Raw genomic sequence first — 14,205 nt, forward strand, 5'->3', positions numbered from 1 at the left:
GTACGGGACGGGCCGGGCCCGCATCGGGGCCGCCGGGACGCGCGGATCGTCAGAATGTTCGGGAGATCTTCCCCCACAGAGGCTGGTAGTTGATCCAGGCCACCAGGTCGCTGCCGAGCTGTTCGCGGGTGGCCACCGCCTCCCGGTGCTCGATCAGAACCGGCTTCCCCGCCGCCCGCGCGGTCAACTGCACCTGGCAGGAACGCTCCATCGTGACGAACCACCAGGCGGCCGCGTCCACCGAGTCGCCGACCGTCAGCAGCCCGTGGTTGCGCAGGATGATCGCCTTGCGCGGGCCGAGGGCGGCCGCGATCCGCCGCCCTTCCTCCTCGTCGACGACGACCCCGGTGTAGGCCTGGTAGACCGCGTGGTCCTCGTAGAAGGCGCAGGACTCCTGAGTGATCGGCTCGATGAACTCACCGAGCGCCGACAGCGCCCGCCCGTGCAGGGAGTGCGTGTGCGCTACGGCGACGATGTCCGGGCGGGCCCGGTGCACCTGGGCATGGACGGCGAACGCCGCCTGGTTGACGTGGTGGCGCCCCTCGACGACCTGCCCGTCCCCGTTGACCAGGATCAGGTCGTCCGGCACGAGTCCGTCGAAGGGGGCGCCGAACGGGTTGACCCAGAAGCAGCCGGTGTACTCCGGGTCCCGTGCCGTGATGTGACCGGAGACGCCGTCCTCGTACCCGTACGCAGCGAACAGCCGCAGCGCCCCGGCCAGCCGCTCCTTGCGGTACGCGCGTTCCTCCTCGACCGACTGATGGACGGGCGGCATCGCGAACTGCAGCTGTTCCACGGGTATCGGTGTGGGCTCGGGCATGGCGACTCCTCGGGGCTCCCAGGGCGTACGGGACCGGAAGTTACCGCCGGTCGCCGCAGGTGGCCAGAGCGATCACGCACCGATTCGGGAACGGTCAGGCGCTCAGCACGAGGTAGGCGAGGGTGAAGTCCCCGCGGTAGCCGCCGTAGTAGCCGGTGCGGCGGGCGTCGACCTCGGCGATCACCTCGTCGTACAGCGGATGCCCGGGGTTCTCCAGCGCCCAGCGCTCCCCCCGTCCGATCGGCCCGTTCGACTCGAAGAGGTCCCATTCACGCTGGTCGGCGACGGTCACCTGGAGTGCGCGCAGCCCGACGGACTCGGCGAGCCTGATCAATTCGAGCAGCGAACCGAAGTCTCCGGGTTCGGCCCCGATACCGGCGAGTGCGGCGGGGGACGGCTCCCGCAGCCAGACCCCGTCGCCGTACAGCACCCGCCCGCCGGGCCGGACGGCGGCGCGCAGGGCCTTCAGCGCCTCGGCCGTCGAGCCGGGCCAGGCATGGGCGGAACCGATGGACACGGCGAGGTCGTAGCCGCTCCCGGTCCACTCGGTGGCGGGCGTCGCGTGGAACCGTACGCGCTCCGCGAGCCCCCGCTCCTCGGCGAGCGTCCGCCCGCGCGCCACGGCGTCGAGGTCGGTCTCCACACCGTCGCCGGTGCTGTCGGGCGCCGATGCCACCAGTCGCATCAGCAGTTCGCCCCACCCGCTGCCGATGTCCACGATGCGCGCCCCGGGGGCAGGTGCACAGCCCGAGATCAACTGTGTCGCGTGCTCCTCGGAGAGCGGGGTGTTCCAGGTCAGTCGGTAGTTGTGAGGCGCGGAGATGATCGGGCGGATCTCATCGGCAGACATGGTCGCGGAGCCTCGCACGGTCGTGCGGGCGGTGCAATCGGTTTTCTCAGCCGACACGACGATGCCGCCGCTCAAACGAATGAGCGACGGCATCGCGTTGACCCTGCGGGGAGGGCTACTCCCACTCGATGGTGCCCGGCGGCTTGCTCGTCACGTCGAGGACGACGCGGTTGACGTCGGCGACCTCGTTCGTGATGCGGGTGGAGATCTTCGCCAGAACCTCGTACGGCAGGCGCGACCAGTCGGCCGTCATGGCGTCCTCGGAGGAGACCGGACGCAGGACGATCGGGTGGCCGTAGGTGCGGCCGTCGCCCTGGACGCCGACCGAGCGGACATCGGCCAGGAGAACCACGGGGCACTGCCAGATGTCACGGTCGAGTCCGGCCGCGGTCAGCTCCTCGCGGGCGATGGCGTCGGCCTCTCGCAGCAGGTCGAGCCGGTCCTTGGTGACCTCGCCGACGATCCGGATACCGAGACCGGGGCCGGGGAACGGCTGGCGCTGGACGATCTCCTCCGGCAGGCCCAGCTCCTGGCCGACCATCCGGACCTCGTCCTTGAACAGCTGGCGCAGCGGCTCGACGAGCTGGAACTCGATGTCGTCGGGGAGACCGCCCACGTTGTGGTGGGACTTGATGTTGGCGGTGCCGGTGCCGCCGCCGGACTCCACGACGTCCGGGTAGAGCGTGCCCTGCACCAGGAAGGCGACGTCCTCGCCGGCCGCGCCCGCCTCGGCGACGAGCTCGGCCTGGGCCTGCTCGAAGACACGGATGAACTCGCGGCCGATGATCTTTCGCTTCTGCTCGGGGTCGGAGACCCCGGCCAGCGCCTTCAGGAACCGCTCCTCGGCGTCGACGACCTTCAGCTGGACGCCGGTGGCGGCCACGAAGTCCTTCTCGACCTGCTCGGTCTCGCCCTTGCGCATCAGGCCGTGGTCCACGTACACGCAGGTCAGCTGGGAGCCGATGGCCTTCTGCACGAGGGCCGCGGCGACCGCGGAGTCGACGCCGCCGGAGAGGCCGCAGATGGCGCGCTTGGTGCCGACCTGCTCGCGGATCAGCGCGATCTGCTCCTCGACCACGTTGGTCGTGGTCCAGGTCGGCTCGATGCCGGCGCCGCGGTAGAGGAAGTGCTCCAGGACCTGCTGGCCGTGCGTGGAGTGCAGCACCTCCGGGTGGTACTGGACGCCGTACAGCTTCTTCTCGTCGTTCTCGAAGGCGGCGACCGGCACGACGTCCGTGGACGCGGTGACGGTGAAGCCCTCGGGGGCGGCGGAGCAGGCGTCGCCGTGCGACATCCACACCGACTGCTCGGCGGGCGTGCCCTCGAAGAGCGTGGAGCCGGTCTTGGAGACGGTCAGCGGGGTGCGACCGTACTCACGGGCACCGTTGTCGTCGACGGTGCCGCCGAGCGTGGTGGCCATCAGCTGGAAGCCGTAGCACATGCCGAAGACCGGGACCCCGGCCTCGAACAGCGAGCGGTCGAGGCTGGGCGCGCCCTCCGCGTACACCGAGGAGGGTCCGCCGGACAGGATGATCGCCCGGGGGTTCTTGGCCAGCATCTCGGCCACCGGCATCGTGGACGGGACGATCTCGCTGTAGACCCGGGCCTCACGGACGCGTCGGGCGATGAGCTGGGCGTACTGCGCGCCGAAGTCGACAACAAGGACCACGTCGGGTGCGGTGTCGGGGGCGGCGGGGGGTGCTGCTGGCACGGGGCGGCCTTCCGGCGGTGAAGGGGGGTCGGTCCTCCCGATTCTACCGGGGATGCGAGGGAGACCCTGTTCGCGTCCGACGGGCGGGGTCGTCGGCAGCCCTCACCACGGTGTCTCACCATCCGGGCGCCGCGTTGGACCACCGGCGGGGACGGGTCCATACTGAGCTCATGCATCAGCACACGACCTACGTCTTTACCTATGGCACCCGGCCCGCCGGCTGCCATGGTCGTGCTGCTTGAGCCACTGACAAGCAACGTTCCAGGCGCCCCGGGCCGACAGGCCCGGGGCGTTCTGGCATTCCGGGTCCGATCGCTTCGGGGGGCCACACCCCACCAGGACACCAGGAGTCACGGAATGAACAGCACCGCCGTCGCCGCGCAGAAGCTCGCCGAGAAGACCCCCACCGAGAAGACCGGTGCGCACACCGATGAGGCCGCCGCGCTGATCGCCGGAGCCCGGGAGCGCATCGATTCACTGGACGACCGGATCATCGGGCTCGTCCAGGAACGGATGGCCGTCTCGGCCGTCATCCAGGAGGCCCGGGTCACCTCCGGCGGCCGCCGGGTCAACCTCTCCCGCGAGATGGAGATCCTCGGCCAGTACCGGGACGCGCTCGGCAAGCCCGGCACCTCGCTCGCCATGACGCTGCTGGAGCTGTGCCGCGGCCGCGTATGAGACCTGTCCGGCTGCCGCACCGGCCGCGGGACTGTACGGGCGCATCTGCGTTCGGGCCGACTCTCACCCGTACGGCGCGTGACCGGGCGCACGGTGACTTCGTTGGTCCCGGTGTCCGTGCCAGCCAGGGGCGGCTTTCGAAGAAACCACGCGTGGCTCCGCTGGAGCGTGTGGCGTACTGCAGGTACGCCGTGGGACCGCGCTCCAGCGTGCGTGACCGGTCGGCAGGGGACAGCAGCCCGGTCACCCCAAGAACGGTCGGCTCCGGGGACGCCCGGAGCCGACCGTATCCGGGCGAGAACGCCACTCACGCGCCCCGGTACGCCGGGGACGCAGACCCGATGCACCTCACCCTGCGGCGCTCCCCGGTGCCGCTACTCGGCACCGGCGTCGCCCTGACACCGACGCTGATCGACAAGGGCCCCCTGGACCGGTTTCGCGGCCCACGGGGCCCTTGGTCATGTCGTGATCCTTTCCTGGCCGCCGGCTTCTGAAGGCGCAGCGGGGCCGTCGTGTCAGCAGGGCGACGGCGAGAAACCACAGGTACCGGAGAGACGACAGAGAGAGGCGTGACGGGAGTCACATAAGGATTCTGTGAGGTTCCGGACAACCATTACCCCGGACCACAAGTCATGCATGCAGAACACCGGCCCCACCCGTGAACACGACGGGCGACGTCTCCGGCACGCTCGCAGGGACCGGTTCGTCCTCCGCAGTGCCGATGTTCGCCCTCGCGGGCGGCGCGGCCGTAGTGCTCGGTGCCGGTGCGATGTTCGTCGTGCGGCGCCGCAGGAACGGTGACGCCGCCGCGTAACGGGCGACATCACCGGTAGGCGTGAGGGGCTGCACTCGGAGGGGGGTGCAGCCCCTTTCCGCTGTCCTGTTTCTCTCCTACTTGTCTGCGTGCTTCCTCGGCGGGACCGCGGGCAGGCCCAGGAACGGCAGCTTCAGCGCGCCGAAGGCCTCCTTCGGCACCGCCGGCGCCTTCGGTGCGACCGCGGCCAGCCGCTCGTACGCCTCGCCCTGCGCCGGACGCGGGTCCGCCTCACCCTTGTTGGGCCAGAACGACATGGCCCGCTCCGCCTGCGCGGTGATGGTCAGCGACGGGTTGACGCCGAGGTTCGCGGAGACCGCCGAGCCGTCGACGACCGAGATGCCCGGGTGCCCGTACAGCCGGTGGTACGGGTCGATGACCCCCTCATCGGCGCTCGCACCGATCGGGCAGCCACCGAGGAAGTGCGCGGTCAGCGGGGTGCCCATGAGTTCCCCGACGTTCGACCCGGCGAAGCCGTTGATCTCCTCGGCGAGCAGCGAGGCGCTGCGTGTGGCCTCCTCGATCTGGGTCGGGTTGGGCGCGCCGTGCCCCTGGCGGGCGGTGAGCAGGCCCTTTCCGATACCACCTGGCTTGCGGTACGTCGTCAGGGAGTTGTCCAGCGACTGCATGACAAGGCCGATGATGGTCCGCTCCGACCAGCGCCTATTGGAGAGCGACCGCACGGCGAGGGCCGGGTGCCTGGCCATGTTGCCGAGCCAGCCCAGCACCCGGCGGCCGCCGTACGGCACCTGCAGGATCGACATCGCGCCCATGGCGTTGGAGCCCTTGCCGTAGCGGACCGGCTCGATGTGGGTGTTCTCGTCGGGGTGGATCGACGAGGTGATGGCGACGCCCTGGGTGAAGTCGGCCCTCGCGGTGCCGTGCTTCTTGCGGTAGCGGCGGTCGCTGGTCTGCGAGCCGACGAGCGCCTCGGAGTTGGTACGGGTCAGCTCGCCGAGCCGCGACGACAGCCGGGGCAGCAGCCCCTGGTCCCTCATCGTGTGGAGGAGGGTCTGGGTGCCGTACGTGCCGGCCGCGACGACCACCTTGCGGGCGCGCAGCAGCGTCGGCTTGCCCTTCCTGCGGCGGTCCGTCGGGACGGTGGTGACGTGGTAGCCGCCCTCCGGGTCGTCCGTGATCGCGACCACGGAGGTCATCGGGTGGATGACCGCTCCGGCCTTCTCGGCGAGGTGGAGGTAGTTCTCGTTGAGGGTGTTCTTCGCGCCGTGACGGCAGCCCGTCATGCATTCGCCGCACTCGGTGCAGGCCTTGCGGGCAGGCCCCGCGCCGCCGAAGTACGGGTCGGCGACCGTCTCACCGGGCTTCGCCCTCGTCGTACCGTCGGCGTCCTTGCCGTCGCCGAAGAAGACGCCGACCGGGGCGAGATGGAAGGTGTCGCCGACCCCCATGGCCTGCGCGGTCGCCTTCAGATGGACGTCGGACGGGGTCATCGTCGGGTTGAGCCGGACTCCGAGCATCCGCTTGGCCTGGTCGTAGTACGGCGCCAGCTCGTCCTGCCAGTCGGTGATTTCAGCCCACTGCCGGTCCTCGAAGAACGGTGCCGGGGGTACGTAAAGCGTGTTGGCGTAATTGAGCGAGCCACCGCCGACACCCGCCCCGGCGAGCACCATCACGTTGCCGAGCAGATGCACACGCTGGATGCCGAAGAGCCCGAGTGCGGGGGCCCACAGGTAGTTCTTGATGTCCCAGGAGTTCCTGGGGAGGGTGCCGGGGGTGAAGCGGCGGCCCGCCTCCAGGACCCCGACCCGGTATCCCTTCTCGGTCAGCCGCAGGGCCGACACCGCACCGCCGAAGCCCGAGCCGACGACAAGGACGTCGTAGTCGTACGCCGCGTCGTCATCGGTCTCGCCGGCCGGTTCGGCCTGATTCTGGGCAGGGCTGTCCTGGGACATGGCTCTCCTCGGTACGAAAAGGGCAGAAGGTGCCGCGGTGTTACGGGGGTCAGCGCAGGCGGAACGCCTTCATCGCCTTCAGGCTGCGGCTCATGAACGCCGCGTACTTCTCGTCGTCCATCCCGAAGGACGGGGCGAGCGGGATCAGCCTCTGCTGCGCGACGGTCTGGGCCTCGGTGTACTTGAGGATGCCCTCGGAGCCGTGCCGCCGGCCGAGACCGGAGTCCTTCATGCCGCCCATCGGGGACTGCACGCTGCCGTACGCGGGGGCGTATCCCTCGTTGATGTTCACCGTGCCGGTACGCAGCCGGGCGGCGACCTGGTGACCGCGCTTGGAGTCCTTGGTCCAGACGCTGGAGTTCAGGCCGTACGGGGTGGCGTTGGCGAGGGCGATGACCTCGTCCTCGTCGGAGAAGCGGTAGATGGAGACGACCGGGCCGAAGGTCTCCTGGGTGCAGACGGCCATCGGAGCCTCGACGCCGTCGAGGATGGTCGGCTCGTAGAACAGCGGGCCGATGTCGGGGCGGGCGACACCGCCGGCGACGAGCGTGGCGCCCTTCTCGACGGCCTCCGCGACATGCTGGGTGACGGTCTCCAGCTGGCGCTCGCCGACGAGCGAGCCCATGTCGGCGCCGTAGGCGAGGGAGTTGCCGAGCCGCATGGCCTTCGTGCGGGTGGCGAACCGCTCCACGAAGTCGTCGGCGACCGACTCGTGGACGTAGAGCCGCTCGATGGAGATGCAGAGCTGTCCGGCGGAGGAGAAGCAGGCGCGGACGGCACCGGCGGCGGCCTTCTCCACGTCGGCGTCCTCGAGGACCAGCATGGCGTTCTTGCCGCCGAGCTCCAGCGAGACGCCGACCAGGCGGGCGGCGGCGCCCTGGGCGACCTCTCGGCCGGTGCGCGTGGAACCGGTGAACGAGACGTAGTCGGCGTGCTTGACGACCTCGGGCCCGACGACCGGTCCGTCACCGAGGACGACCTGGAACACCTCGGCGGGCAGCCCGGCCTCGATCAGCAGGTCACGGGCCCAGAGCGCGGTCAGCGCGGTCTCCGTGTCGGGCTTCATCACGAGGGCGTTCCCGGAGACGAACGCGGGCAGCGCATCGCCGACGGACAGCTCGAACGGGTAGTTCCACGGAGCGATCTGGCCGATGACACCGCGCGGCTGCCGCAGCTCGGTGACCTTGGTCAGCGTCGGCACGACACCGGTGTGCCGCTTCGGCTTCAGATACGAGGACGCCCTGCGCCCGTAGTGCCGGGCGGAGACGGCGACCGCCTGCACCTCCTCGTGGGCGTGCAGCCGGGCCTTGCCGGTCTCCAGCTGGATGAGGTCGAGGACCTCCGCCTGCCGCTCGAGAACGAGGTCGTGGAAGCGGAGGAGGACGGCGGCCCTGGTCCGGACCGGGGTGGCGGCCCAGGCGGGCTGGGCGGCGCGGGCCCGCTCGAAGGCGGTCGCGACGTCCTCGGGCGTGGACTCGGGCAGGTCGGCCAGCTTCTCCCCGGTGAACGGGGTGTGGTTCGCGGTACGGCCGGAGCCGACGACACCACGGGTGAGCTGGGCGATCACCTCGGGCGTCACCACATCGGCAGCCGTGCGCACACCCGCGGGGGCGGCGGCCACGGGGTTGGTACCGAGGGGGGCGGCAGATGCCTGCGAGTCCGTCGAGTCCGTCATGAGGGCGAGGGTATGTCCAGCCCACCGCTTTGGGTACCCGTCGGTAATAGGTTTTCACACTCCCCACAAACGAGCCAGTGATCACTGGCAACAAAGCCCCTGATCAGGGACCCATGCGGTGAATACCCAAGACGGGGACGAGAGTGCCATCAGGCTCGGCCCAACCGATTCATCCGACGGCCCCGAGCCCGCGCAGAGATACACACTGAGATACACACGCAACCGCCGGGAGAGGCCTGCCTCTCCCGGCGAAGCTGTGCGCGCATCGGGCTGCACCGTCACCAATAGCCAGCCCTGCACGGCCCCCGCCTTGAGACCGAACACAAGTACACCCAAGAGACCTCGGGGACGGTTCCTGCCGGTGCGTAGACGTACGTCCGCCCGAACTCATGCTCTCTCACGGCAACGGCAGCGCTTCCGCCTCAGCCACCTAGCCGGCAAGTTCCTGATGCAAATTCGCCATAGCAGGATGCCTACACGCGAGACCAACGGTTAGCCGAGCCCAGCGAAGATGCAACACATGCATACTCGAGCACGGGGGCACCAACGACGCGGTTCAGCCCTTCGATCCACGAGACGCCACGGCGCATCGACGCTACCGCAGCGCAGACTTCATCAAGCCTTGCCATTCGTGGATGACTTGCACGTCGCCCAGGCCACGTCTCCCTTTGAGGCCAGACAGACCTTCACATACACGTTGGTTCCTTCAGTGAGGTTGATCGTGTCGCCGAGGCAGGCACTTGCCGTCAGGTTGTTATATACCTCCCCCAACAAATTCCCGGTCTCTTTCAGATACAGCCCACCCCACACCGCGAATCCATCCGCCTTTATATCACAGACGGTGAGCACGTCCCCATTGTGCTCGAACTGCGCAGCCCCCGCCCTGACGCCGCCATTCGTGACGTAGACCATGGACGTATTGGTCCCCGCATACGCCGTACCCGCAGAAATGCCGACCGCGATCGTCGCTGCCGCCAAAACCGAGCCAACCCGAGACATTCTCGAACTACGCACATCCACCCCTATGAATCAGACTCAACTACACCACTCAGACAGGTCACATCGGCGCCATCTCGCGCCGCCACACATCATACAACTAACTTAAGACGACGGGCAGTTGAACAACGCGACCGGGATGGGGAGCGCAGACGGCCTCGTTCATCCGGGTGGTTGCCATGAACGCAGGATGGTGTCGAACTTCTTGCGATCCCAGTCCTCAGCCGGACCACCCATATATATGGCGTACTCTGCCCCACCATGCCCAACCGAGTACATCTGGTCAATCGCCCGGCGCTTTCCAGGGTGATTCTCACTCGCTGTCCAAGAAAACTCCCACAGCGCGGCGTTTTGATCCCGGTAGGTGTTGGCAAGCAGCGCCAGCCTCCGATAATCCGCGAGCCCACCAATCTTGGTTTCGAGGCTCAGAAGGTGCAGATATGGGGTCTCGAAGTCTGGATTCTCATCGATACTGATTCGAAGGAAGTGGTTGCCATTGTCTGGGGTGTAGTCGACGTTCCCAGCGTTTACTCGGCGCTCCCAGCCGCGCGGTAGAAGCAAGCTGAACCCTTCGGGGTCAGTCACCCGTTGCCAACCGTCCGGTATGGCCTTGCTGGACGGGGAAGGCTTCGATGCCTCGGCCGAAGGCCGCGGCGAAGTGCTGCTGCCGTGCGGCGAACCGCTCCCGGCGGAGCCGGTCCTCGAGTTGTCGCCGTACTTCATCGCGGCCAGTCCGGCGCCGCCGCCGACCAGTGCGGCGACGGCGACGACCAGGATCGCCGTACGCCAACGGCCACGGCTGCGGCGGGTCATCGGCGTCGCGGTGAACTGCGGGACGGTGGCGCGTGATTCCGCTCCGGTGCCGACCGGGCCGTCCGAGCCCATCGAACGCAGGGCTTCCTCGGACACCCGCTGGGTCGGGACGTAGGCCTGCGCCGCCCGGGGCTCCCGGCCCTCCATCGCCTGCAGCAGCATCCGCTCCGTCTCGGCCGCCGACGGCCGGTCCGCCGGGTCCTTGCGGAGCAGTGCGGTGATCACCGGTGCGAGCGCCCCGGCCCGGGAGGGCGGCGGCGGTTCCTCGGTGACGACGGCCTGCATGGTGGAGATCGGGGATGTGCGACGGAACGGCGAACACCCCTCGACCGCGGTGTAGAGCGTGGCGCCGAGGGACCAGAGGTCGGACGCGGGGCCAGGGTCGCCGCCCCGTACCCGCTCGGGCGCCAGATAGTCGATGGAACCGACCAGTTCGCCGGTCCTGGTGATCGTCGAGTCGCCCTCTATCGCGGCGATCCCGAAGTCGGTGAGCAGCACCTGTCCGTCACGGGCGAGGAGTACGTTGCCGGGCTTCACGTCCCGGTGCAGCACACCGGCGCTGTGCGCGGCGCGCAGGGCACTCAGGACATGGAGGCCGATCCTGGCCGCCTCGCGCGGCGCGATCTCGCCGCTCTCCTTGGCGGCGTCGGCGAGTGACGGCCCGTCGACGTACTGCATGACGATCCAGGGCCGGTTGTCGTACTCGACCACGTCGTGGACGGTGACCACGCCGGGATGGGTGATGCGGGCCGCCGCCCGGGCCTCCTTCTGGGTACGGGCATGCAGCACGACCCGGTCGGCCTCCGCGACGTACAGCCCGGCGGTCAACTCCTTGACGGCTACCGTGCGGTGCAGCACCTCGTCGTGGGCGCGCCAGACCTTGCCCATGCCTCCGCGCCCGAGGACTTCACCGAGCCGGTATCTCCCGGCCAGTACCAGCCCCGCGCCCGTTTCCTGTGATCGGTCCACTTGTCCCCGCCCCGTTTCCTTCGGCTGCCAGGTTACGGAGGGGAGGTACGGCCACGGAACCTCGCATCGCTCACGAGATCGCACTGTGATGCTTGTCGCCCGGCCGACCGTGTTCCTGTCGGCGATTCAGGAAGTCACGCGGTAGGAGGCTATGGCCTGTTCGTAGATGGCCGTCACCTTGTCGCGCTCGGTGTCCGGACCGATCACCTGGAGCACGTGGTAGCGGCCGTCGACGATCATCGCGAGGTTGCGGACGTACACCTCGCGCCCGGTGTCGTCCTGCCAGGTGAACTGGCCCTCCGCCATGGCCTGTCGGCCGACGTCGATACGGCGCAGCCCCGTCGCCGAGGACCAGCTGGAGTCCCGGAAGGGCTGCAACTCCCGCTCCTTGTCGCGCTGGTAGACCAGCGGATCATCACCGTTGGCCCGCACGGTGTCGCGCCCCGGCACGACCAGCAGACTGAACCCGTCGCTGCCGTACCGTATCTGCCGGTCCGCGTCGGCGGGGCTGCGCTGCCAGCCCTTCAGCACGCCGACCTCGAAGCCCTCCGCGTCCTTGCGCAGGCTGTATCCGGGGGCGAGCGCGACGGCGGAGCGGCTGGTCTGCGGCTTCTGGGTGCCGGGCGACGACCGGGGCGACTGCGACGGCGGCTTCCCGTCGGACGTGCCGGGAGCGCCGGTGTCCGTGGCGGCCGGGCCCGATCCCTTCGAGTCGGACCCGGTGCCGGCCTTGGGCATGAACATCACGGCGTATGCGATGGCCGCGGCCAGGGCCAGCAGGATCAGCACGAGCAGCAGCCGCCCGAGCCGCTGCGGCGCGCGCCCGTCACCCTGCTGCGGACGGGGCGGAGTGCGCAACGCCTTGGGCCCCTTGGGCTCACGCGGAGCCCTGGGCGCCCTCTCGACCCGTGGCCGCTCGTACCGGTCGGGCCTCTCCCTCGTCTGGCGGTGGCGGCCGTGCGCCGAGGCGCTGCCCAGGCGGCCGCGGCGCTTGCGGACCAGCTCGCCCCGGCGGCGCACGACGGGCAGCCGGGTGTCGTCGACGGACGGCAGGGGCACTACATCGAGACCGGCCTCGGGCTCGGGCGCCGACCGTACGAGAGAGCGCAGCCAGCCGCGCAGCTCCTCGAAGTCCGGGCGCTCGGTGGGGTCCTGGCGCAGCAGCGATTCGACGACGGGGCGCAGCGGACCGCACTCCTCGGCGAAGGCGGGCGGCTCGCCGCAGACCATCTGGACGAGCTCGGCCGCGTTCTCCTCGGGGTATGGGGCATGGCCCTGGACGGCGCGGTAGAGCAGGGCGCCGAGCGCCCAGAGGTCGGTGGCGGGGCCGATGGGCGGCGCCAACTGCCAGTTCTCGTGGACCGGTCCGGCCTGCTCGGGCGCCCAGCGCTCGGTGACGGCACCGACGACGGCGATCCGGGTCTGCCGGGCGCGCTCGGCGGCCAGGGTGGTGGCGGGGCCGCGGTAGCCGGAATTCCCCCGGTCACCGGCGACGATGTCGTCCCAGCGGCCGGAGGTGACCTGCTGCGGCTGCTGGTGCCGGCGTTCCGCTGCGGAGGTGGTGCCGTGGCGCCGGGCGTCGGCGCGCAGGGCGTCCTCGTTGGAGCCTCCGGCGGGAACGGGGCGCCCGAAGTCGGCGCCGTCGCCCCAGGTGCCGGTCAGGTGCATCCGCCGGCCGGGCGGCCCCTGCCCACGGTGACCGCCGTCGCCGTCGTCGCCCCTGTCGCTGCCGTACGGGCTGCCGTACTCGTTGTCGTCGTCTTCGTCGCCCTCGTCGTCGTACGGGTCGTCGGCGGTGGGGCCCCAGCCGCCCGTCGGCCGTACCCGGCCGGTGTCGGGCCGTCCGGGGCGCTGGACGGGAAGGATGCCGGTCTCCTCCGCTTCCACCGGCTCACTCGTCCCGGCCTGTCGCCGCTCCTCGCTGACGCGTGCGGCGGCGCGGGTGCCCGCCCGGTAGGCGGCGATGGCTCCGGCGCGTGCGGCCCGCAACTCCGAGGCACTGCCCGCGCCGTGAACGTCGGGGTCCGGCGGCCGGCGGACGGCTTCCAACTCACCGGCGGGGTGGCGCGAGGCCGGCAGCCCGACCGGATCGACGGGCTCGACCGGATGGTCGACGGGCTCGCCCGGCCAGGCGATCCCGGCCGGACCGGCGGGCGGCAGCGTCGCGGCGGGCGGAACATACGGACCGGTCGGGCCCGACTCGACCGCGGGCTCCCCGTACGCCTCGTCGTCGGGCTGCGGCGTCGGCACGTACCCGCACAGCGCCTCCTCCGCCGCCCCGGCCGCCAGGCCGGTCAGCACGACGCGTCCGTCGTCGCAGATCAGCACCGTACGGACGGTGATGTTCCGGTGCGTCCAGCCGTGCGCGTGCAGCACCCGCAGGGCCGTCAGCACATCGGAGCCGATCTCGGCGGCCCGGTACGGATTCAGCGGCCGCTCGGCGAGCAGCGCGGCCAGCGGGCGGGCCGCGACAAGCTCGCTCACGATCCAGAGCGACCCGTCCTCGGCGAACACATCGAAGACCTGGTCGAGCCTCGGGTGGTCGGGCACCTGGGCGGCGGCCTGCGCAGCCTCTATCGCGCGCCGGACCGCGGGGTCCGTGGACCGCCGCACCGCGCGCCCGGTGGTCCGCCGGGCCGTCGAGGGCAGCCCGTCGGCGTCGAGCACCTCGGCGTCCACGACCTCAGGCAACGGCAGCTGCCGCACCAGGACTTCCTGACCGCTGGCCGTGTCGAACGCCCGGGTCTCGACCAGTTCGTACTCGTCCGACGGAGGCAGCGGCAGGCGGTAGCGGTCGGCAAGCACCCGACCCGCATAGTCGTCCACGACGCCTCCCCAGAGCGCGCTGTCCCCCCGGCCACGAACCCCGTACCAACCCGTCAATTGCGGTCACTTACTGTGCAATTGACCTATACATTCGGCTGCGTACGGTTCTCAAGCTCTCACAATACGTGGCAAGTGCCGAC

At 70.1% G+C, this 14,205-nt stretch carries 10 protein-coding genes; 2 read left to right on the plus strand and 8 right to left on the minus strand.

Translation table 11 applies throughout. From position 1 onward, the window contains the following. Positions 1 to 49: 49 nt before the first annotated feature. The 3 genes from OHB49_RS17850 to guaA all read right to left on the minus strand — a co-directional run bounded on the left by OHB49_RS17850 (position 50) and on the right by guaA (position 3,381). The gene (locus OHB49_RS17850) at positions 50 to 820 is read right to left on the minus strand and encodes a class II aldolase/adducin family protein (RefSeq protein WP_329161460.1); all 771 of its coding nucleotides are present in this window, start codon (positions 818 to 820) and stop codon (positions 50 to 52) included. A gap of 94 nt (positions 821 to 914) precedes the next feature. Further along, on the minus strand, positions 915 to 1,670 hold the full coding sequence (locus OHB49_RS17855; protein WP_329161462.1) for an SAM-dependent methyltransferase: 756 nt from the start codon (positions 1,668 to 1,670) through the stop codon (positions 915 to 917). 115 nt (positions 1,671 to 1,785) lie between these two features. Next, the gene (gene guaA, locus OHB49_RS17860; RefSeq protein ID WP_030968960.1) at positions 1,786 to 3,381 is read right to left on the minus strand and encodes a glutamine-hydrolyzing GMP synthase; all 1,596 of its coding nucleotides are present in this window, start codon (positions 3,379 to 3,381) and stop codon (positions 1,786 to 1,788) included. 357 nt (positions 3,382 to 3,738) lie between these two features. Here guaA and OHB49_RS17865 point away from each other — a divergent pair, with 357 nt between their 5' ends. Beyond that, positions 3,739 to 4,059 carry a chorismate mutase gene (locus OHB49_RS17865; RefSeq protein ID WP_030968958.1) on the plus strand — a complete coding sequence of 107 codons (321 nt, stop codon included), beginning with the start codon at positions 3,739 to 3,741 and terminating at the stop codon, positions 4,057 to 4,059. A 658-nt stretch (positions 4,060 to 4,717) separates the two neighbouring features. Further along, entirely contained in the window at positions 4,718 to 4,873 is a 156-nt protein-coding gene (locus OHB49_RS17870) for an LAETG motif-containing sortase-dependent surface protein (protein ID WP_329161464.1), read from the plus strand. A gap of 77 nt (positions 4,874 to 4,950) precedes the next feature. Here the strand turns inward: OHB49_RS17870 and OHB49_RS17875 are convergent, their stop codons facing one another. The 5 genes from OHB49_RS17875 to OHB49_RS17895 all read right to left on the minus strand — a co-directional run bounded on the left by OHB49_RS17875 (position 4,951) and on the right by OHB49_RS17895 (position 14,065). Beyond that, positions 4,951 to 6,786, minus strand: a complete 1,836-nt coding sequence (locus OHB49_RS17875; protein WP_329161466.1) for a GMC family oxidoreductase — start codon at positions 6,784 to 6,786, stop codon at positions 4,951 to 4,953. A 49-nt stretch (positions 6,787 to 6,835) separates the two neighbouring features. After that, a complete protein-coding gene (locus tag OHB49_RS17880) occupies positions 6,836 to 8,461 on the minus strand; it encodes a succinic semialdehyde dehydrogenase (protein WP_329161468.1) in 1,626 nt (541 codons plus the stop codon). A 615-nt stretch (positions 8,462 to 9,076) separates the two neighbouring features. After that, a complete protein-coding gene (locus tag OHB49_RS17885) occupies positions 9,077 to 9,373 on the minus strand; it encodes a hypothetical protein (RefSeq protein ID WP_329161470.1) in 297 nt (98 codons plus the stop codon). A gap of 246 nt (positions 9,374 to 9,619) precedes the next feature. Next, positions 9,620 to 11,239 (minus strand): serine/threonine-protein kinase, encoded by a 1,620-nt coding sequence (locus OHB49_RS17890; RefSeq protein WP_329161472.1) that lies wholly within the window; start codon positions 11,237 to 11,239, stop codon positions 9,620 to 9,622. A gap of 126 nt (positions 11,240 to 11,365) precedes the next feature. After that, positions 11,366 to 14,065, minus strand: a complete 2,700-nt coding sequence (locus OHB49_RS17895) for a protein kinase (RefSeq protein ID WP_329161474.1) — start codon at positions 14,063 to 14,065, stop codon at positions 11,366 to 11,368. Positions 14,066 to 14,205 lie beyond the last annotated feature (140 nt).

This window comes from Streptomyces sp. NBC_01717 (assembly GCF_036248255.1).
Classification (GTDB): Bacteria; Actinomycetota; Actinomycetes; order Streptomycetales; family Streptomycetaceae; genus Streptomyces.